The sequence below is a fragment of the Alysiella sp. genome (assembly GCF_030525755.1).
Lineage (GTDB): Bacteria > Pseudomonadota > Gammaproteobacteria > Burkholderiales > Neisseriaceae > Simonsiella.
This window is the reverse complement of sequence record NZ_JAUNEC010000029.1, coordinates 1-21,503: the sequence shown is the minus strand read 5'-3', so window position 1 is coordinate 21,503 and position 21,503 is coordinate 1. Positions and strand designations below refer to the sequence as shown.

Below are 21,503 nucleotides of genomic sequence, written 5' to 3'. Positions count from 1 at the left end.
CGCGATGATGACGCACCCAAAGGCAAAGGTGGCAAAAACGTCAAAGGCGGTCGCAACGACAGCCGCAATGCAGGTGGCGATGATGAGCGCGTACGCGGTGGCAACAAAAAAGCGAAAAAACTCAAACTCGCGCCCAACCAACACGCATTCCAAGCCCCAACCGAACCTGTGGTTCACGAAGTGCTGGTGCCTGAAACCATTACCGTAGCCGATTTGGCGCACAAAATGGCAGTAAAAGGCGTGGAAGTGGTCAAAACGCTGATGAAAATGGGCATGATGGTTACGATTAACCAATCGCTTGACCAAGACACCGCCCTGCTCGTGGTAGAAGAAATGGGACACATCGGCAAACCTGCCGCCATTGACGACCCAGATGCCTTCTTGAATGACGACAGCACCCATGTTGATGCGGAAATGTTGCCACGTCCACCCGTTGTTACCGTGATGGGACACGTTGACCACGGTAAAACTTCGCTGCTTGACCACATTCGCAAAACGCGCGTGGTGTCGGGCGAGGCTGGTGGCATTACGCAACACATTGGCGCGTATCATGTGGAAACGCCACGCGGTGTGGTAACGTTTTTGGATACCCCCGGTCATGAAGCCTTTACCGCCATGCGTGCGCGTGGTGCCAAAGCCACCGACATCGTGATTTTGGTGGTGGCAGCCGATGATGGCGTGATGCCGCAAACCGTTGAAGCCATTGCCCACGCCAAAGCCGCAGGCGTGCCGATTGTGGTTGCCGTGAACAAAATTGACAAAGATTCCGCCAACCCCGAACGCATTCGCCAAGAATTGACCCAACACGAAGTCGTGTGCGATGAATGGGGCGGCGATGTGCAATTTGTGGACGTGTCTGCCAAACACGGCATCAACATTGACAAATTGTTGGAAGCCGTGTTGTTGGAAGCGGAAGTGTTGGAATTGAAAGCCCCAGTTGCAGCACCTGCCAAAGGCTTGATTGTGGAAGCGAAATTGGACAAAGGTCGCGGTGCGGTTGCCACCTTGTTGGTGCAAAGCGGTACTTTGCGTAAAGGCGATATGCTGTTGGCTGGCACCACGTTCGGTAAAATCCGCGCCATGTTGGACGAAAACGGCAAACCGATTGACGAAGCAGGCCCATCTATCCCCGTAGAAATTTTGGGTTTGTCGGACGTACCCAATGCAGGCGAAGACGCGTTGGTGTTGGCAGACGAGAAAAAAGCGCGTGAAGTTGCCCTGTTCCGTCAAGGCAAATTCCGCGATGTGCGTTTGGCAAAACAACAAGCCGCCAAATTGGAAAACATGTTCAACAACATGGGCGAAAATCAAGCACAAAACTTGTCTATCATCATCAAAGCAGACGTACAAGGTTCTTACGAAGCTTTGGCAGGCAGCCTGCAAAAATTGTCCACCGATGAAGTGCGCGTACAGGTCTTGCACAGTGGCGTGGGCGGCATTTCCGAAAGTGATGTGAACTTGGCGATTGCTTCGGGCGCGTTGATTATTGCGTTTAACGTGCGCGCGGACAATGCTGCGCGTAAATTGGCAGAAACCGAAGACGTGGAAATCCGCTACTACAACATCATTTACGATGCGATTGACGATGTGAAAGCCGCGATGAGCGGCATGTTGTCGCCCGAAGAGAAAGAACAAATCACGGGTATGGTGGAAATCCGCCAAGTGATTACCGTATCCAAAGTCGGCAATATTGCAGGCTGTATGGTTACGGACGGCTTGGTGAAACGCGACAGCAAAGTGCGCGTGATTCGCAACAATGTGGTGATTCACACGGGCGAATTGTCATCGCTCAAACGCTTTAAAGACGATGTAAAAGAAGTGAAAATGGGCTTTGAATGCGGTTTGATGATTAAAAACTTCAATGAAATCATGGAAGGCGACCAACTGGAATGCTTTGACGTGGTTGAAGTGGCGCGTACGCTGTAATCGCGTTTGAATGAAAACAGGCAGCCTGAAAGTGGTTTTCAGGCTGCCTTTTTATCGTTGTTTAACATTAACGCAGGCAAGGCAATAACGCCGTAGTACTTTTTCAATTCTGCGACTATGAATGATTGTATTTCATTACAAATTAAACTACGCCATATTGTGCGCGATAATTTTTCATCGGTTCAACAAACTGTGCCAATTCCGTACTGTCATTTTGTTCCAATAAAGTGAATAAATCCAATAAATTGGCAATCGCCACTACGGGTAAATTGTATTGCTGCTGTACTTCTTGCACGGCAGAAAGTTCGCCTGTGCCTTTTTCCATGCGGTCAAGCGCAATGGCAACACCAGCCGCTTGTGCGCTCGCGTTTTCAATGAATTTCAGGCTTTCACGCACCGAAGTGCCAGCCGAAATCACATCATCAATAATCAAAACGCGACCTTGCAAGGGCGCACCAATCAACACACCACCTTCGCCATGGTCTTTGGCTTCTTTGCGGTTGTAGGCGAATGGCACGTTCACGCCTTTTTCTGCCAACATCATGGCGGTGGCAGCCGCCAAAATAATGCCTTTGTACGCAGGGCCAAAGAGCATATCAAATTGCACTTTGCTTTCCAAAATCGCTTGGGCGTAAAACCGCGCCAATTGCAGCGTGGACGCGCCATCGTTAAACAAACCTGCATTGAAAAAATAGGGCGATTGGCGACCTGCTTTGGTGGTAAATTCGCCGAATTTCAACACATTTTGTTGCAAGGCAAAATTCAAGAAATCTTGACGGAAGTTGCTCATGTTGTTTTCCTTTTTTACAAAAAATGGTTATAATTGTGAATTATTAACCATTCTTCCACAAAGGACAATCTTAATGAAACGTTTATCTGTTTTATTGTTGAGTGCAGTGTTATTGAGTGCCTGTGCCAGTTCGGGCAATACATCTTTGAAAAATGTCAATTTGTCAGAAGTAAAGCAATATATTGTTGAGGGACGAACCACCAAAGAACAGGTGCAAGCCAAATATGGTTCAGCAGACAGCGTAAGTTTTACTGATGGTGGCAATGAAATTTGGACATATCGTTATTCTGAAGCCACTTCTCATGCCAGCAACTACATTCCGATTGTGAATATTTTCAGCAGTGGGCACGACATTAAAACCAAAGAAATGGTGGTCATGTTTGACAAAAACAATTTAGTGCAACGTTTTACCGTACGCGAATCCAATTCTACAGAAAAAGCAGGCATTTTGGGTAAATGATTACCCAATCTTTTTTCAGGCAGCCTGAAATGGGAAAATAACCATTTCAGGTTTTTTATTGTTCATGTTCACAATTTAAAACAAGGTTGATTTCATGCGTATTATTTCCGCGAATGTGAACGGCATTCGTTCCGCCTACAAAAAAAATTTCCACGACTACATTTTGCAAAGCGGCGCGGATATTGTCTGCGTGCAAGAATTGAAAGCACAAGAGTCTGATTTATCAGCAGAAATGCAAAACCCACACGGCATGCACGGCGTGTGGCATTGTGCCGAAAAACGCGGTTACAGTGGCGTGGCAATTTACAGCAAACGCACGCCCGACCGCGTCCAAATCGGCATGGGCGTGGCGGAATTTGACCGCGAAGGGCGTTTTGTTCGCGCCGATTTTGATGATGTGAATTTGACCGTGATTTCCCTGTATTTGCCATCAGGCAGCAGCGCGGAAGAACGCCAACAAGCCAAATTCCGCTTTTTGGACGTGTTTTACCCCATGTTGGCGGCTTTGCACGCCGAAGGGCGCAATACGGTGGTGTGTGGCGATTGGAACATTGCCCACCAAAACATTGACTTGAAAAACTGGAAAGGCAATTTGAAAAATTCAGGTTTCCTGCCCGAAGAGCGCGAATGGATAGGCAATGTGATTGCCAAACTGGGCTGGGTGGACATTTGGCGCACGCTCTACCCCAATCAGGCTGGCTACACTTGGTGGAGCAATCGCGGTCAGGCGTATGCGAAAGATGTGGGTTGGCGCATTGATTATCAGATGGTTACGCCCAACTTGGCACAAAAAGCCACCGCCGCCCACGTTTACAAAGATGAAAAATTTTCCGACCACGCGCCTTTGGTGGTGGATTATGATTTTGTGTTGTGAAATTTGTTCAGGTAGTCTATTGGAATGGTGTTTTAAGCTGCCTGAAAAAGGGGAGATATTTGGCTGATTTGACTTTATTGCTGTTGCGTGACGCGTGTGAAGCACCGATGTGGTTGGATCGTTGGGCGATAAGTTATCCAATTGTACAGATGGCGACCGTTTCAGGCAGCCAAAGTGTGGGTAAATGGCGGCAGATTGTGGCAGAAGCATATGCGCGTTGTGGTGAACAGCAAATCATGTTGGTGGCGCATGGTGTGGCAGCGAATGCTGTGCTTGCTTGGTATTATCACAGTGATGTGTTGGTGCGGAAGCGGATTGTGGGGGTGCTTTTGGTTGCGCCTTTGCAAAGTTTGTGTTGTGATGAAATGGAAGATGCTTTTGAGCGTGTGCGTTTTAATGGTAAAGCGGCTTTGGTTGTTGGACAAAATGATGATTTGTGTGCATTGGATTGGGCGCGTGAGCGAGCGGTAATGTGGCGTATGCGTTTGTTTTGTGTGCCACATCATGGGCATTTGAATGCGTTTGAAGATGGGTGGCAATGGGGCATGAAATTGATGCAGGAGATGGTGTTGGCATAGTGAATGGAAATGAGTGGTTGATGATAAACCACTCATTGTTTTTGTGTTTTCAGGCTGCCTGAAAATTCAGTAGCGTACTGCTTCGCGCAGGCGCAAAAGCATGAAACATAAAATTAAACCAACCAAGCTGGCGAGCATATAGATTAAACTGGATATGTCGTGCCACATACCGAAACTGCCACCTATCCAACTGTGTAGCCAGTTGTTTTGTCCTGTTTTTAAGGCTTCAATAACGGGTGTCATCAGAAATTCATTGAATGCGGTTAAAAACAGCAAAAATGCGACCAGTCGGTGTGTTTTTTGTGGGGCGTAGCGGTTGCGGCGGCTGTCGTTGCGACAGATGAAGTAGGCTGCCAACCACACCACCAAGCCCAAGCCATTGACATAATGGAACAGACTGCCTGCAATATTGCCTGCTGTGATTTTATCCAAGCGAGCAAAAAGAATGGGGGCGGCAATGTAACCAAAACCGATGTGCAAGCCTAACCACAATCCTGCGGCTACGGCGGTTAATCTTCGCATGGTGTGTCCTTTGTGATGTGGATTTGAATGACACGGATTTTACACAAACTGCTTGTTTTTGTCGTATGTAGGGTTTGATTGGCATTGACCGTTCAGGCAGTTTTAATGTGGTGAGTTTGGGATAAGAAAATTGAAAATACCATAAAAATAAATGATTTGTGTGGGGTGGGTACTGGTACCCACCCTTTCAGGCTGCCTGAAACACATTAAGCCAGTTTGCTTGCCACATCGCGCAATGCGGTACGCAAGCCTTCTTCAATAACAGGGTGGTAAAATGGCATATCCAGCATTTGGGCAATCGTCATTTGTGATTGATGAGCCCATGCCATTAAGTGTGCCAAATGTTCTGCTGATGGTCCTGTTAATTCAGCACCCAAGAAGCGACCTGTTTGTTTGTCGGCGTAAACGCGTAAATGTCCTTGATTGACCCGCATCACGCGACTGCGTCCTTGATTGTTGAATGACACTTCGCCAATCGCCACATCGTGTTCAAAGCGTTCGCCATATTGTTGTTTTAGAGTAGTATAGCGTGCGCCAATGCTGGCAATTTGTGGGCTGGTAAACACCACGCCTATCATACTGCGGCGTAAACCTGTGTTGATATTGGGGTATTGACCTGCGTTTTCGCCTGCGATTTTGCCTTGGTCGCTGGCTTCGTGCAGCAAGGGAAGTTGGTTGGAAGCATCGCCTGCGATGAAAATATGGGGGATACTGGTTTGCATGGTGTGTGGGTTGGCAAGGGGAACACCGCGTACGTCTTTTTCTATGTTCAGGTTTTCCAAGCCGATGTTATCCACATTGGGTCGACGACCTGCGGCCGCCAGCAGATAATCGGCAACAAAAACGCCTTGTTCGCCATTTTGTGTCCATTTTACTTCCACTTTGCCTGCATGATTTAATGCCACTTTGGTTTGTGCGTCCAAATGTAAAGTCAATTCAGCACCAAAGATTTCAATCGCTTTTGCTAAGACAACAGGGTCGCTGATACCACCTAACGCACCACCGATACCGAAAATCTCTACTTTAACGCCCAAGCGACTTAATGCTTGTCCCAATTCTAAACCGATGACACCTGGACCGAATACTGCTACGCTTTCAGGCAGCGTATCCCAAGAGAATACGTCATCGTTCACAATCAATTTGTCGCCCAATTTTTCCCATTCGGGCAAAATAATAGGGCGTGAACCTGTGGCAATCACAAAACGTTCAGCCGTGATTTGGGTGTGGTCGTCAATTTGTATGGTTTTGTCGTCAAGGAATTGGGCTTTACCCATGATGCGGCGGTTTTCGTCCCAAGCATATACGTCTTCTAAAACGAAACCGACAAAACGGTCGCGTTCGGTTTTAACGCGGTTCATGACTTCTTGCCCATCAACGCGTACTGAATTGGTGTCTAAATGTATGCCAAAAGGGGCGGTATGCAAGGCGTGATGACGTGCTTCGGCTGCTGCAATCAGCAGTTTAGATGGCATGCAACCTACGCGTGCGCAGGTTGTGCCAAATACATGGCTTTCAATTAAATAAACGTTTTCGGTGAAGCGGCGTGCATTGCGAAACGCGCCCATGCCTGCTGTGCCACCACCAATTACGACAACATCTGCATTTAATTTTTTCATTTTTGTTTCCTTGTTCATAAAGTGAAAATCTATATAGTCGTGGAAGTGAAAATGCAATATAAAGCGGCAACGCCTGCGGTATACATATAGTATATAAGGGCATTGGTCATGCCGTAGTGCTTTTTCAATTCTGCGACTGTATTCGTAAGGTTAATAGATGAATACAGGTTCTGAAATTAAGGTACTATTATCGCATAAATAGGTAATCAAACAGATTGAATTATTTTACTGTTTATAGTTATTAACGTGCGTTTGAGATAAGAAAACTGAAAATAAATGACTTGTGTAGGGTGGGATTACCCCATAACTTTGTCAAGTTCTAAAATTTTATACCGTGGCAACTGTATTTTTAACTCCGTCGGGTATGCTACCTAGTACAAATAATACAGTGTTGTAATTTGAAACGACCATAATTAGGCTGCCTGAAAATGGGTTTCAGGCAGCCTAATTATGTGTTTTGTTTATGGTTTAGATTTTTTCATCACCAAACCATTGTTCTACCAGTTTTTGATAAGTGCCATCGGCTTTGACTTTTTCCAAGCCTTGATTGATTTTATTCAAAAGTTCGGCATTGCCTTTTTTCACGGCAAACGCATAATCTTTGTTTTCTTCGGAAGGCAAAATCATGCGCATGGATGGCAAATCTTTTTGTTTCTTCAAATAATTTCGCAAAACCAATCCATTATCCAAAACGGCATCGGTTTCGCCAGTTAACATTGAACCAATGGAAGTAATATAGCTTGGGGTTACAACGAGATTGTTTTTCGAATCTGCTAAATTCATGGCAGCTTCTCTGTCGCCTTTGCTTAATTCATTGATGGCGATTTTTTTGCCTTTAAAGTCTTTGGCTTTTTGCAAGGATTGGTTGGCTTCGTTGTCTTGAAGCACAATGGCTCTACTGTCTTTGTGCATGAAAGACTGACTGAAATCCATTTGTGTGGCACGCTCGGGATTGATGGAGATGGTGGAAGACCAAATTTGTACTCGATCGTTGTTTAAGGTTTCCTCCAATAATGTGCGTGGTGTGTTTTGAATGGTAATGTTGAATTCTCCTGCTTTGGCAACTTCTTGCAATAATGCCACTTCAAAGCCATCGGGTTCGCCGTTGTTGCCAATATAATGGAATGGAGGATAAGTTAATTGTGAAGCCACAACAACAGTTTGTCAGTTGGGATTGTGTTTATTGTTTACGGCTGTTGTTGAGGTTTGTTGAATGCTGCTTGTTGCTGGGGATTGGGCTGCGTTGTTGCATGCAGCCAAAAAGGTACTTAATGTCAAAATCAATAGGGCTTTTTTCATGTTTATTTCTTTTTTGCAAAAATAATGGGGCTAATTTGTATTAGTCCCAATGGGATTATATGCCTAAAATCAGGAAAATCAAAATGCTGTTAGGATGTTTGGTGTAATAAGTATATTAAAATCAAATGATTGGTGTTATTTGTTTGCCGATTTTTGTTTTAATTTGTCCAACATACTGCTCAAACGTTGTCGTCCTTCTTCTTTGCTGACAATGGGGGCGCTGTTTTTGCGTCCCAATATGCTTAAATCGCTTTGTGGCATTTCATCAAGAAAACGACTGGGTTCAGGAAATTGCCATACGCCTGCGCGTTTGCGTTTTAGGCAATGCGTGAGTGTGAGTTCTTCTTTGGCACGGGTAATGCCTACATACATCAGGCGGCGTTCTTCTTCCAGTCGTCCTTCATCTATGCTTTCGGTATGTGGGAATAAGCCTTCTTCACAGCCAACCAAAAATACAAAAGGGTATTCTAAACCTTTTGAGGCGTGCAGTGTGGACATTTTTACAGCATCAATTTCTTCATCGTCCCGTCCTTCCAATAAGGTCATTAGCGCGATGGTTTGGGTTAGTTCAATCAGGTTCTTGCCTTTTTCTTCATTTTTGCGACTTAACCAGTTTTGTAAATCTTGAACGTTTTTCCAACGGGATTCGGCAGCACGGCTGTTTTCTTCCATTTGATTTAAGTGATTTTCATATTGGATGTCGCGCAACAAATCGGCGATAACACCACCTGCTTCATCTGTTTCGGCACGGAGACGGTAATCGTGCATCATGGCAGTAAATTGCTGCACGGCTTCTCGTCCTTTGTTGCTTAATGTGTTAAGCGCATTGACAGAGGAGGCTGCCTGAAACAGGCTACATGCATGATTTTGGGCATATTCATTTAGTTTGGCTAATGTGGTTTCGCCAATACCGCGCTTGGGTGTGGTTGCAGCACGTAAAAAGGCTGGGTCGTCATTGGGATTGGTAAGCAGGCGCATATAAGACAAAACGTCTTTGATTTCAGCTTTATCGTAGAAACTTTGTCCACCTGACAAACGATAGGGAATGCGTGCTTCGCGCAAGGCTTCTTCAAACAGACGTGATTGGTGGTTGCTGCGATAGAGTATGGCAAAATCAGCATATTGCGCTTGTTTGATTGTTTTTTGTCGCGCGATTTGTCCCACCACATATTTGGCTTCATGTTCTTCGTTTTGACACGCCACCACATGCACCGCTTCACCTTCGCAATATTGCGACCACAAAGTTTTGGGGAAGATTTTGGGATTGTGGGCGATGACGTGGTTGGCAACTTTTAAAATCCGTGTGGTAGAGCGGTAATTTTGTTCCAGCTTGATGATTTTGAGTTGCGGGTAATCGGCTTGTAAACGGCGCAGATTTTCAATGTCTGCACCACGCCATGCGTAGATGGATTGGTCGTCATCACCTACTGCGGTAAACATGCTTTCAATGCCCGTTAAAAGTCGCATCAATGCATATTGACAAGCGTTGGTATCTTGGCATTCGTCTATCAATAAATAACGTAAACGTTGCTGCCACTTTTGGCGTAATGTGCTGTTTTCTTTCAACAACAATACAGGTAAACGGATTAAATCATCAAAATCTACAGCTTGATAACTGTGTAAAATGGCTTGATAGCTGGCATAAATTTGGGCTGCATGACGTTGCCAGTCGTCAGAGGCTGCTTGAAATGCGGTTTCGGGTGTGTATAAATCGTTTTTCCACAGCGAAATTTGATTGCGCAGTTTGAAAATGGCTTCTTTGCCTATGCTGCCTGAGAGTTCAGTCAGGATTTTATTGCTGTCGGCAGTATCCAAAATGGAGAAGTTTTTTTTGTAGCCGATGTGTTGTGCATCTTCACGCAACATACGCATACCCAAAGCATGAAAAGTGCAAACGGTTAAACCGCGGGTTTTTTCGCGTCCTAATTTGGCAGCAATGCGTTCTTGCATTTCAGTAGCCGCTTTGTTGGTAAAGGTAATCGCGGCAATGTGATGGGGTTTATAGCCTGCTTGGATAATCATGTAGGCAATTTTCTCGGTAATCACACGCGTTTTTCCGCTGCCTGCACCAGCCAAAACGAATAAAGGTCCGCTGAGATAGTGAACAGCTTCTTGTTGTTGTGGATTGAGTTTCATAATGGTTTCAGGCAGCTTGAAATTGAAAATGGTTTTGAATGGAAAACCGCACAGCCAAATTGCTGTGCGGTTTGTATTTGGTTTAATAGCGCAATACGCTGTTTTCTTGACCCATAATGCGTGGGGTAATGAAGAATAGCAATTCGTTGCGACTTTGTTCACGAGCACGTTTTTTGAATAGATTACCGATAATGGGAATATCACCCAATAAAGGTACTTTATTCATCACATTACTTTGAACTTCTTGGTAAATACCGCCAACCACCAAAGTACCGCCATCTTCAATCATGGCTTGGGTTTTGACTTGTTTGGTAGAAATACCAGGTTCACCTTCAATATTGGTACGAGTATAATCTGGCTCATCTTTATTGATTTCAATGTCCAAGATAATCTTGTTATCAGGCGTAATGCGTGGTTTGACCTTTAAACTCATGGTTGCATCTTTAAATGCGGTGCTGGTAGAACCATTTGTATCGCGTGTGGTATAAGGAATTTGTAAACCTTGTTTGATTTCGGCTTCTTTGCGGTCTTGGGTTAAAACGCGCGGTGTGGAAATTGTTTTGGTGCGGTTTTCGGTTTCCAATGCAGACAATTCCAAACCCAATGCGTTAGAAGAGAAATGTCTTACCAAAGCAATCGAACTGCCTAATGCGCTGGTAACAGGTAGGTTAATGTTTGGACCAAATTCAATGCTACCACCATTATTATTGCTGTTGACACGAGCACCTTCCCAGTTTGCTGATACACCCATACGAGGACTGCTGCTACTGCGACCGTAACCAAATTTCACACCTAATTCGCGAGAAACGCCATCGCTTGCTTCTACAATGCGTGCTTCAACCATCACTTGACGCGCAGGTACGTCCAATTCTTCAATCAATCGCTCAAATTTTTGCATCACAAATTGATTGTCTGTGATAATTAAAGTGTTGGTAGAAGGGTCAATCAAGGCACTACCACGACCACTTAAAATACTGCGTGAAGAATCAGTAGTGCTGTTTTCCAAGTTTAAAATATCACGAAATTCTTCTACATTTTTGTATTTGAGTTGGAAAGTGCGCGAGAGCAATGGTCCCAAAGTTTGAATTTCATTTTGGGCATTCAATTCATCGCGATTTTTTTTCATCATCTCTTCGCGTGGTGCAACATTGATGATGTTGCCTTGACGTTTCATTTCCAAGTTGCGGGCATCAAGCACCAAATTTAAAGCTTGGTCCCAAGGAACATCTTTCAATGACAAGGTCATCTTGCCTTGTACCGTGTCGCTGGCAACAATATTCATGCCTGATTCTTTGGATAAGATTTGCAATACGGTACGCACATCAATATTTTGGAAATCCAAAGAGATGGTTTTCCCTTTGAAATTGTTGTCTTTTTTGTCACTGATACCCAAGTAGGCAACATTACGTTCTTGATTGATTTGAATGGTTTGACGACCATTGTTGCTTGAAGTTTTGTAGCCCCAGCTGCCTTGATTGCGAATGGTAATTTGGGTGTCATTGCCCACGCGTTTTACTGCAATGGTGCGTACAGGGGTAGAGAAATCAGCAACGTCTAAATTGCGCTGATTTTGTGTGGCAAGTGGGTGGTTTTTTAAGGTAATAATCAGGCGATCGCTTAATTTTTGAATATGTGGCTGACCTGCATAATTAGCTACGTAGTCAATTATGGCTGCACCATTTTCGCCTTTACGGAAATCAATATTGAAATCTGCACCATGACCTGGGTGTTGCATGGTGGGTTGATTTTTTCCGTTGGCAGCGCGTGTTGTTTGAGCTACAGCTTGATTACTTGAATTGGCTTCGCTGATATAAATCAAAACTTCATTGCCTTTAACTTGGGCGTTGTACTGCGCTTCTTTGCCTAAATTTAAGGAAATTCGGGCATGTTGGTTGTCTTTGGCAGTAATAATTTGGTTCAGAATGGGGTCATTAAAAGAGAATGTGGATTGTTTTAATGCCAAATCTGTTTTGGCAAAATCCAATGCAATGCGAGATGGATTGGTTGTGATGAAACCAGATGGCTCAACCGCATCTTTATCAAAACGTACTGTAATCAGACGTTGATTGTTGTCTAAAACCGATGCATTGATATCCACAATATTGCCTGCCCAAGCTGCCTGAAAGCCAACCGCAAATAATGCAGCAGACATGATTTTTATAGAATTTCTTTTCATGATTTAAAACCTCATAATTACATAGTTATTTAATTGTCAAACTGCTTAATTTGCCAATATCAGCTCAGCAGGACGATCACCCCAGTTGCCTTGGGCATCTTCAACCACTTCAATAATTTCAATTTTATCAGTGGTAATTTTGCTGATTTTGCCGTAATTTTGTCCCAAGTGATTGCCAGGTTTGACGGTATAAACATGCCCTTCTACTTCAATTAGGGCAGATAAATTTGAACCACTTCCTATTGTGCCAACAAATTTTAGGTTTTCTAAACTGTAATTCTCCAACAGTTCTTTGGCACGATTCATATCAGGGGCATTGCTGTTTTGGAAAGCTGCTTTCAGTTTGGCAATGTTGAATGCATGCGGTCCAGAAAATTGTGGCGCGTAATATGTTACGGCTTCAATGGATTCTGGCTGTTGTACTGGACGAACTTTTTTCTTGGCTTCAAGTTGTTCTGCTTGCATCCATTCCTGCAAATTGCTGTCTTCTGTACAGGCAGCCAATATGAACAATGATGACAGTATGAGTATTTTTTGTTTCATTTTTTTTCCTAATCATTGTGTTTATTGGGCGGTTGAAGCAGCAGATGCACCAGATGCAGAAGTAGTATCTAATGCTTTGTAGGTGTTTGCATAAGCTGCAAAGGAAAGTTTATTACCATTTAAGTTGTTGGTATCGGCATTTTTGATGTTCATGTCGGATAAAGTTACAATGCGAGACATTCTACCGATATCACGAGTAAAATCAGCAATTTGTTCGTGGCTGCCATTTAGGGAAATGGAAAATGGTAAACGTTGGATTTGCCCTTCATTGATGGGGGTAGCAGGTGTTAAGGCACTCATGGTTAAACCATTTTTGGCTGCTGCTTGATGCATTTCTTGGATAAGAGAAGGAATTTCGTCATTGGTAGGTAATTTTTTCAATAAAACTGAAATGCTTTGCTCAATCAATGCCAGTTCTTCTTTGAGATTATCCAAATTTGCTGCCATTGTGCTTTTGTTGGTGTATTCGGTTTTCAGTTCTTCCTCTTTTTGTGTGGCTGTTTCGTATTCAGTAATTTGGTCGCTGAATAAGAGAAAGTAACTTAATCCCACAATAATTGCAGCTAAAATTGCAGCACAAATGAGTTGTACGCCTTTACTCTGTTTATGTAGGTTGTTGAGATCCAGTGATTTCATAATACCCGATTATCTCCATATCATAATTATTGAGCAGGTGTGCTGGCAGCTTGTGCTGTTCCAGATACATCTTCTACTTTGGGCAGTTGTTGTTCTATGAGTTTGGTGGTAACAGCAAACTCTTGTGCATCATCAACTTTTTTGATGCCATTTAATCTTGGTAAATCAAATATACCTGTGCTGGGTAAAGCGTTCATGAATAGCGCAACTTTGTTATCACTTACTGCACGACCTGTTAAGATGTATTCGCTGGTGCCTGTTGCATTTTGACTTTGTGAAACAGGTTCAAGAGAAATGAGATAGCTGCCTTCTGGTACAATTTGGTTTAGGGTATCCAACATACGCGCACCTTCAAAACGTTTGATGTCCAATTCTTCTACTTTTTGTTTACGTGCCAAAAAATTGCGTTTTTGTTCATTCAGTTTTTTGATTTCGGCAATTTGTTTATCCAACTCGGCAATACCTGATTGTAAGGCTTCATTTCGACTGTTTTGATGTTCAATGATACCTACTAAACCAACATAAATTGCAGCAGCAATGCCAATACCTGCTAAAGCACCGAATAACATTAAACTTTGGAATTGTTTTTTCCGTTTTTGTTCTTGCAGTTCACGATAGGGAAGCAAGTTGATTTTAATTAAATTCATTTTATACCAAACCTCTCAAAGCTAAACCAAATGCCATTGTTAGTGAATTGGCATCTTTATCAAATGTCACAACCTCTGTTTTACTTTTGTTGTTTGCTAAACTTGCGGGTGCGATTTGACGTACATTGATGCCTGTTTCGGAATAGACGGCTGTTTCTAAACCTGAATTGGCAATGCAACCACTGCCACTAATGTAGATCTCTTTTACGATGCTTTCTCCGCTTTGGGTGGCGAAAAAGAATTGTAAGGCGCGTTGAATTTCTTGCGCAATTTGCATATTGAAGTTAACCATAATGTATTCATGATAGTCAGTAGGTCGGCTGCCTGAACCATGAACCATGCTAAGTGCTTCTGCATCACTCACTTGGTAGTTGCGTTGGATAAGCTGAATTAATTGCTCTAAACCCAAGTGACTTTCTTGTTTATAAACGATTTTTCCGTTTTCCAAAATTAAGGTTTTCATTGTGGTATCGCCAATATCAAATAAGGCGGTACGCGAAATCGGAAATTCATGACCTGATAGTTCATCTGCGTAAATGAATGAATTGGCAATAGCAAATAAATCGACATCAATATTAATAGCGGATAAACCTACTTCATCAAGTAAATCGGTTGCTTTATCAATATTTTCGGTTTTGGCAGCAACAATCAGTACGTTTTGTTCTTGGGTGGCTGTATTTTGACCCACAACATTCCAGTCGTAATTCATTTCATCAAGTGTGCCAAATGTGGCAACTTCTGATTCAACAAATTCCTGTAAGCTGATTTCAGCAATACTGGGGTCGTACATTGAATTTTCTTCAATCGTTACTGTACTAAATGGCAAAGCCATATTAACTTGCTTGCAATTTGTTTTTAATTTGCTATAACATTGTTGCAAATGCGATACAAGTTCATCGTAATTGACAATTTCGCTGCCTGAAACCACGTTTTGGGGTAAGTATTCAATGGCATATTTTTCCAGTTGAACTTGGTTTAATTGTTTGCCTGAAAGTTGTACCATACGGATGGCATATTGGCTGATATCTAAACCGATAACGCTTTTGCCTGATGTGGCAGAAGCAACTTTATTGCTTGTATTTTTGTTGGTTTTTTTTAAACGCATCATTTTGAATCCTTACTTAAACACGCAAAACATTTATAATTGTGTTTGGGGTTTTGGTTCGCTGGAATTTTGCTGGGTAACAAAACATAGGTGCATTTTACTTGATTTTAAAAAAATTATGGCAAATTTTATTTTGGGAATGACATAAAAACCATGATAACACGATTTATTACAACATTATTGGGGTTGCTTTTAGGTTTGTTTTTGTTCGCTTTGGGTTTGTTGACAATAGCTGTTTTGGTGAAATATCCCGAGCTGCCTGATTTGGAAGCCATACAAAACTATCAACCTAGAGAGCCATTAACCATTTATTCAAACGATGGCAAAATCATCGGTATTTATGGTGATGAACGCCGCGAGTTTAAGTCCATTGCGGAGTTTCCACAGAATTTGAAAAATGCCGTGATTGCTGCGGAAGACAAGCGTTTTTATGAGCATTGGGGTGTGGATTTAATGGGGGTTGCGCGTGCGGTATTGAGTAATTTAAAAGGCGGCTCAAAACAAGGTGCCAGCACGATAACCCAACAAGTTGCCCGCAACTTTTATTTAAGCAATGAACGCACCTTAACCCGCAAATTCAACGAAGCCTTATTGGCTTACAAAATTGAAAAAACTTTAACCAAAGACCAAATTTTGGAATTGTATTTCAATCACATCTATTTGGGGCAGCGCGCTTATGGTTTTGCTGCTGCTGCCAAAATTTATTTTAACAAAGATGTGAAAGACTTAACTTTGGCAGAAGCCAGTATTTTGGCAGGTCTGCCTAAAGCTCCCTCCACATTCAACCCGATTGTGAATCCCAAACGCGCCCAACTGCGCCAAGAGTATATTTTGAACAATATGCTGGAATTGGGCATGATTAGACAAAATGAACGTGATGCTGCCTTAAAAGAAAACCTGATTTACGGTGGACATCGTATTGATATTGACCCTAACTCACTTTATGTTGCTGAAATGGCACGTCAATGGTTGTATGAACGTTATGGCGAAAAAGTTTATACCAGTGGCATGCATGTTTACACAACGGTACACAGCGAGAACCAAAAAGCTGCCACACAGGCATTGCGCCGTGCTTTGCTTGATTATGACCATCGTAGCGCGTATCGTGGTGCAGAGCAACAGTTGGATTTAAGTGGTTTGGAAGACGAGGAATTGGAAGAAGAAATTGCACGTTTTTTGGGTAATACTTATACCGTAGAGAAAATGGTGCCAGCGATTATTCGTCAAATTGATAAAAAAGGCATTGCAGTACAGATACAAGATGGCAATGTCATTCAAATCAATCGTGCGCAGATGGGCAGCGCAGCCAATGCCATCAACAATAAAAAAATGGGCGATAGGGCATTAAAAATCGGTTCTTTAATACGCATTGCAAAAGCAAAAAATGGATGGATGATTGTTCAACAGCCTGAAATACAAGGTGCGTTGGTGTCGCTTGATGTCAATACAGGTGCAGTTAAAGCCGTAGTGGGCGGTTATGATTACCACAGTAAAACGTTTAACCGTGCTACTCAAAGCATCAGGCAGCCTGGTTCTACATTCAAACCATTTGTGTATTCCGCAGCATTGAGTAAGGGCATGACTGCGGCAACTCAAGTGATGGATGCACCTTTAACCATTGGTAAATGGTCGCCTAAAAATTCAGATGGAAATTATTCAGGTTTAATGACTTTGCGTTCTGCTTTGGTACGCTCTAAAAACTTGGTAACGATACGCATTGCAGAAGCTATAGGTGTGCCTTATGTGCGTGAATACGCACAAAAATTTGGTTTCAGAGCGGATCAGCTGCCTGAAGGATTGGCGATGTCTTTGGGTTCGGGTTCGGCTACACCATTGCAAATGGCAGAAGGTTATGCGGTTTTTGCTAATGGGGGGTATAAAATATCATCCTATGTGATAGACCGCATTTACGATCGACAAGGCAATGTTTTGGCAGAAATGCACCCTCATGTTGCGCGTAAAAATGCGCCCCAAGTGATGGATCCACGCAATGCTTACATCATGACCAGCATCATGCAAGATGTGATTGAACATGGTACGGCGCGTGCTGCAAAAAGTTTAAAACGAAGTGATTTAGCGGGTAAAACAGGCACAACCAATGACAATAAAGATGCTTGGTTTGTGGGCTACAATCCCCAGTTGGTTACGGCTGTGTATTTGGGTTATGACACGCCCAGAAGCTTGGGCAGTAAAGCATTTGGTGGCACTTTGGCATTGCCTGTTTGGATAAATTATATGGATTTTGCTTTGAAAAAAGTTCCATCTAAACCATATTGGGTACCACAAGGTTTGGTGCAAATCAATGGCGAATATTATTTGAAAGAGCAACAAAGCACATCAGACAATATTCCTTTGGATAACAGCACTTCCGACCCAAGTGTACTTGATGAGCAAGTAGTAGGTGCGACAATGGACAATCAAGCCATTCAGGGAGAGTTGCCTGCTGAGCCTGTGGATTCAGGCAGCCTGCCTCAGAATACAAAACCTGAAACCCATGAACTTAAATCACAACCAGATGATAATGATGGGTTAAAGAATATGGGTAATTTACTCTGATGACAAAAAGCGCAAACTGATACAGATTATTGGTTTGCGTTTGATTGTTTTCAGAAGCTGTATTCGTAAATCATTTACGATAAAATCGCTTTCAAATCTTGTACCACTTCATATTCTTTGGCAGCATGCCATTCCGACATTTCCACAATGAAACTGTCTTCGGCGCGTTCGCCCATGGTGGCGATTTTGGCGTGGCGCAAACGGATTTTGTGGCGTGCTAACACTTCGGCGATGTCTGCCAAAAGATAAGGGCGGTCGGCGGTGGCGATGTCCAAAACATAATGTTGGGCTTCGTGTTCATTGGCTTGGAAGCGGACAAAAGGCGAAATCGGTTGCAATCGGGCTTGCCGACTGATTTTGATGGGTCGTTTGCCTAAATTATCATGTGGTTGTTGTACAAATTGTTGTAAATCACGCAATAAGGCTGCCTGAACATCATTGACTTCATCAGGCTGGCTGTTTTCAGGCAGCGTCAGCACAAAGGTATCCAGAATAAAATCGTGTTCAGTGATGAATGCACGTGCGGTGGCAATGCCCAAACCGCAATCGGCAATCAAGCGACATAAACGAGCGAACAAGCGGTCTTGATTGGGCATATACACCATGATTTGCAATGTGTTGTTGTCCAAAGGCATCAGGGCGATATGGGCTTGTTCGGGTTGAAACATGATGTGGCTTAAATGCCAAATGATGATGTTACTGTTGTGTTGCACAAAATAGGCATCGCCCAAATATTGAAAAATGCGGCGTATATTTTTGTCGTTGATGCCTTGTTGTTGCAAAAAAGTTTCGGCTTTTTGGCGGCGACTGAATGTTTTATGTTCACGATTGCTGGTGTAGCCTGTTAAATGACGTGTGGCACGTTCATATAAAGTTTGCAACAGTTGGGCTTTCCATGTGTTCCAAATTTTGGGATTGGTGCCGCGTATGTCGGCAACAGTGAGCAAATAAAGTGCAGTTAAACGTTCACTTGTGCCTACTTGCTGACAAAAACGTGCCACCACATCGGGGTCTTGAATGTCTTCTTTTTGGGCGGTTTGCGACATCAATAAATGTGCTTCTACCAACCAACACAGCAAATCCGCTTCGTTTTCAGGCAGCCTATGGTCATCGGCAAAACGCCTTGCATCAGCAACGCCTAAAATTGCATGGTCGCCATCACGTCCTTTAGCAATGTCGTGAAACAGCGCAGCCAAATAAAGAATGGGAGCTTGATTAAAATCTTGCATTAAACTTGATGCAAACGGCATTTCATGGCTGTGCGCTTCTACCGCAAAGCGGCGCACATGATGCAGTACCGTCAAAATATGGTCATCAACGGGATAGATGTGGAACAAATCGTGTTGCAATAAGCCAATGATTTTGTGCCATTCTGGCAGATAACGCGCCAACACACCGTATAAATTCAAAAAGCGCATGGTGCGTGTGAGACCATGACCCGTATAGAAAAAACCCAGAAAACGCATACGGTTGGTGGCATCGGCATAAAATGTGGCATCAATTTGGTGTGATGCTGCCCACCATTGACGCAGGGTTTTCGGTGCCATACCATGCAAATCGGGGCGTTTTTGCAGCAATTCAATGATTTTAAATAAATGGTAAGGTTGTTTTTGAAACAGATTCAAATCGCGTACGGCAATCAAGCCATTGACTTGATAATAATCATCATCAATATTGTGTACCACACGCGGCAAAGGTGAATACACGCGACCGCGCAGCATCGGCAATAAAATGCCATTGAGCTGCATCACAGTTTTGGCGGTACGGTAAAAACGTGCCATCAGTGTTTCACAAGCTGCTTGTTTGCCCATACTGTCCCAGCCTAATTGCGTGGCAACGGCTGCCTGAAAGTCAAACAATAAACGGTCTTCTTCGCGACCTGCCGCACAATGCAATTCAATTCGCAAACGTGCTAAACGGCGATGACTGCTGCGCAATAAATTGGCTTCGGTACGGGTAAGGATACGGTGGCGCATCAATGCGTGAAAATCAGGCTTGATGCCCTGTGCTTGCGCCAACCACATCATGGTATGTACATCACGCAGACCACCTACGCCATTTTTTAAATTCGGTTCGAGTACCAAATTGCCTTGTTTCGCATGGCGTTGTTGCATTTCCAGCAACTTGTTTTCCATAAAGCGCACAGTATCCATTTGCTGCCTGAAAGCCATTAGGGTTTGTTCGGCTAACTCTGTGTTGCCACAAATCCAACGCGCTTCTAAAAAAGCCGTTTCAGCGGTTAAATCCGATTGAGCTGCTTGCAAAAGTTCATTCAGGCAGCCTGATTTAAGGGCGGGCTGCAATTTCATATCCCACAAGGTTTGCACAAATCCAGCAATCTGATTGTGTTCCGTTTCACTTAACGCATCAGGCGACACAATCGCCAAATCCACATCAGAATACGGATACATTTCACGCCGTCCAAAACCACCCAAAGCCAATAAACACAAACGGCTGCCTGAAAAAAACACTTGCCATAAAGTATTCAAAGTATCGTCCAAAGCCTGCGTGTATGCGCGAAAGAAAATCTGCGGTTCACGCCCATTGGCACGATAATCATTAAGGGCTTGATTTTTTGCTTGTTGTAAAACGATTTGTGTGGTTTGAATGGGGTTCATTGGGTTGAATTTGAATGGATATGGGAATAAAGGATACAGATGCTTAAATGGTGTTTTCAGGCAGCCTGAAAAAATCAGCCGCGTTCTGCCAAATATTCGCGCAAACCTTTTTCGCGCAACTGGCAACTTGGACATTCGTGGCAACCGCCCTCTACGCCCAAATAGCAAGTGTGGGTGTGCTGGCGAATGTAGTCAAACGCCCCCAACTTGTCTGCCAAAGCCCAAGTCTCTTTTTTTGTGAGATACATCAATGGCGTACGAATATTAAAATCGTAAGCCATCGCCAAATTCAAAGACACATTCATGGATTTGACAAACACATCACGGCAATCGGGATAGCCAGAGAAATCGGTCTCGCACACGCCCATAAAAATAGCCTTAATATTCTGTGATTTGGCATAAATTGCCGCATACAGCAAAAACAGCGTGTTGCGACCGTCCACAAAAGTATTGGGCAGGCTGCCTGAAACGTCAATTTGCATGTTTTCGTCCATTAAAGCATTGTTTGTAATGGCAGAAATCAGCGATAAATCCAGCACCGTTTGTTTCACGCCCAAATCTTGCGCTATCCACGCGGCGCGTTGCAATTCAATGGCGTGGCGTTGTCCATAGGCAAAAGTTATCGCTTGCACATTTGCCGCGCCAAATTCGGTAATCGCCTGAAAAAGGCAAGTGGTGGAATCTTGTCCGCCTGAAAAAATCACCAGAGCGGATTGGGGGTTATTTGAATGATTCATGATGTTTTTATGTTTAAGGCTGCCTGAAAAAGGGTTTTTATAGTGAAGTAAAATAAGAAAGATGCAAGGCGACCACGCCCGCCGTGTATAAATCGTACATAAGGGCGTGGGCAACGAAGCAGATTTCTTATTTTAATTTACCATATTATTGCATTTTCACTTCTACGACTACATTTAAGCTGACTGAAACCCTGTTTTACGGTACGATACGATGATTTTATTTATTAATGGGACTGTACTAGATAACCAGGGAAATTCAATTTAGATTAGAATAATCCCTATGA

General features: G+C 43.4%; 18 protein-coding genes. 5 read left to right on the top strand and 13 right to left on the bottom strand.

Features of this window, described 5'->3' with window-relative positions; all coding sequences use genetic code 11:
* Positions 1-1,926 (top strand): translation initiation factor IF-2 (gene infB / locus Q4B82_RS06385; RefSeq protein ID WP_303065599.1); only part of this gene is annotated, 1,926 nt, incomplete at its 5' end.
* A 142-nt stretch (positions 1,927-2,068) separates the two neighbouring features.
* Here infB and pyrE read toward each other — a convergent pair.
* Entirely contained in the window at positions 2,069-2,716 is a 648-nt protein-coding gene (pyrE, locus tag Q4B82_RS06380; protein WP_303065598.1) for an orotate phosphoribosyltransferase, read from the bottom strand.
* A gap of 73 nt (positions 2,717-2,789) precedes the next feature.
* On the opposite strand from pyrE, the gene Q4B82_RS06375 reads away from it, so the two are divergent.
* The 3 genes from Q4B82_RS06375 (at position 2,790) to Q4B82_RS06365 (ending at position 4,628) form a co-directional block, all read left to right on the top strand.
* Positions 2,790-3,176 (top strand): hypothetical protein, encoded by a 387-nt coding sequence (locus Q4B82_RS06375; RefSeq protein WP_303065597.1) that lies wholly within the window; start codon positions 2,790-2,792, stop codon positions 3,174-3,176.
* Positions 3,177-3,270: 94 nt separating this feature from the next.
* The gene (locus Q4B82_RS06370; RefSeq protein ID WP_303065596.1) at positions 3,271-4,050 is read left to right on the top strand and encodes an exodeoxyribonuclease III; all 780 of its coding nucleotides are present in this window, start codon (positions 3,271-3,273) and stop codon (positions 4,048-4,050) included.
* Positions 4,047-4,628 carry an alpha/beta hydrolase gene (locus tag Q4B82_RS06365; RefSeq protein WP_303065595.1) on the top strand — a complete coding sequence of 194 codons (582 nt, stop codon included), beginning with the start codon at positions 4,047-4,049 and terminating at the stop codon, positions 4,626-4,628. The genes Q4B82_RS06370 and Q4B82_RS06365 overlap by 4 nt, the downstream gene beginning before the upstream one ends.
* 66 nt (positions 4,629-4,694) lie before the next feature.
* Here the strand turns inward: Q4B82_RS06365 and Q4B82_RS06360 are convergent, their stop codons facing one another.
* From Q4B82_RS06360 to pilM, 10 genes are all read right to left on the bottom strand, one after another.
* A complete protein-coding gene (locus Q4B82_RS06360) occupies positions 4,695-5,150 on the bottom strand; it encodes a DUF4149 domain-containing protein (protein WP_303065594.1) in 456 nt (151 codons plus the stop codon).
* 206 nt (positions 5,151-5,356) lie between these two features.
* A complete protein-coding gene (locus Q4B82_RS06355; RefSeq protein ID WP_303065593.1) occupies positions 5,357-6,766 on the bottom strand; it encodes a dihydrolipoyl dehydrogenase in 1,410 nt (469 codons plus the stop codon).
* Between the two features lie 468 nt (positions 6,767-7,234).
* On the bottom strand, positions 7,235-7,918 hold the full coding sequence (locus tag Q4B82_RS06350) for an ABC transporter substrate-binding protein (RefSeq protein WP_303065591.1): 684 nt from the start codon (positions 7,916-7,918) through the stop codon (positions 7,235-7,237).
* Between the two features lie 12 nt (positions 7,919-7,930).
* A complete protein-coding gene (locus Q4B82_RS06345) occupies positions 7,931-8,065 on the bottom strand; it encodes a hypothetical protein (protein ID WP_303065590.1) in 135 nt (44 codons plus the stop codon).
* A gap of 135 nt (positions 8,066-8,200) precedes the next feature.
* Complete coding sequence (gene rep, locus Q4B82_RS06340; RefSeq protein WP_303065601.1) at positions 8,201-10,201, bottom strand: DNA helicase Rep; 2,001 nt, start codon at positions 10,199-10,201, stop codon at positions 8,201-8,203.
* An 82-nt stretch (positions 10,202-10,283) separates the two neighbouring features.
* Positions 10,284-12,377, bottom strand: a complete 2,094-nt coding sequence (pilQ, locus tag Q4B82_RS06335) for a type IV pilus secretin PilQ (RefSeq protein ID WP_303065589.1) — start codon at positions 12,375-12,377, stop codon at positions 10,284-10,286.
* Positions 12,378-12,422: 45 nt separating this feature from the next.
* The gene (locus Q4B82_RS06330; protein ID WP_303065588.1) at positions 12,423-12,920 is read right to left on the bottom strand and encodes a pilus assembly protein PilP; all 498 of its coding nucleotides are present in this window, start codon (positions 12,918-12,920) and stop codon (positions 12,423-12,425) included.
* Positions 12,921-12,941: 21 nt separating this feature from the next.
* Positions 12,942-13,556 (bottom strand): type 4a pilus biogenesis protein PilO, encoded by a 615-nt coding sequence (locus tag Q4B82_RS06325; protein ID WP_303065587.1) that lies wholly within the window; start codon positions 13,554-13,556, stop codon positions 12,942-12,944.
* Between the two features lie 26 nt (positions 13,557-13,582).
* Positions 13,583-14,203 carry a PilN domain-containing protein gene (locus Q4B82_RS06320; protein ID WP_303065586.1) on the bottom strand — a complete coding sequence of 207 codons (621 nt, stop codon included), beginning with the start codon at positions 14,201-14,203 and terminating at the stop codon, positions 13,583-13,585.
* Between the two features lies 1 nt (position 14,204).
* The gene (pilM, locus tag Q4B82_RS06315; RefSeq protein WP_303065585.1) at positions 14,205-15,311 is read right to left on the bottom strand and encodes a type IV pilus biogenesis protein PilM; all 1,107 of its coding nucleotides are present in this window, start codon (positions 15,309-15,311) and stop codon (positions 14,205-14,207) included.
* A 150-nt stretch (positions 15,312-15,461) separates the two neighbouring features.
* On the opposite strand from pilM, the gene Q4B82_RS06310 reads away from it, so the two are divergent.
* The gene (locus Q4B82_RS06310) at positions 15,462-17,864 is read left to right on the top strand and encodes a penicillin-binding protein 1A (protein WP_303065584.1); all 2,403 of its coding nucleotides are present in this window, start codon (positions 15,462-15,464) and stop codon (positions 17,862-17,864) included.
* A 74-nt stretch (positions 17,865-17,938) separates the two neighbouring features.
* On the opposite strand, the gene glnD is transcribed toward Q4B82_RS06310, so the two are convergent.
* Together glnD and queC are read right to left on the bottom strand one after the other, a co-directional pair.
* A complete protein-coding gene (gene glnD / locus Q4B82_RS06305) occupies positions 17,939-20,482 on the bottom strand; it encodes a [protein-PII] uridylyltransferase (protein ID WP_303065583.1) in 2,544 nt (847 codons plus the stop codon).
* Between the two features lie 74 nt (positions 20,483-20,556).
* On the bottom strand, positions 20,557-21,219 hold the full coding sequence (queC, locus tag Q4B82_RS06300; protein WP_303065582.1) for a 7-cyano-7-deazaguanine synthase QueC: 663 nt from the start codon (positions 21,217-21,219) through the stop codon (positions 20,557-20,559).
* Positions 21,220-21,503 lie beyond the last annotated feature (284 nt).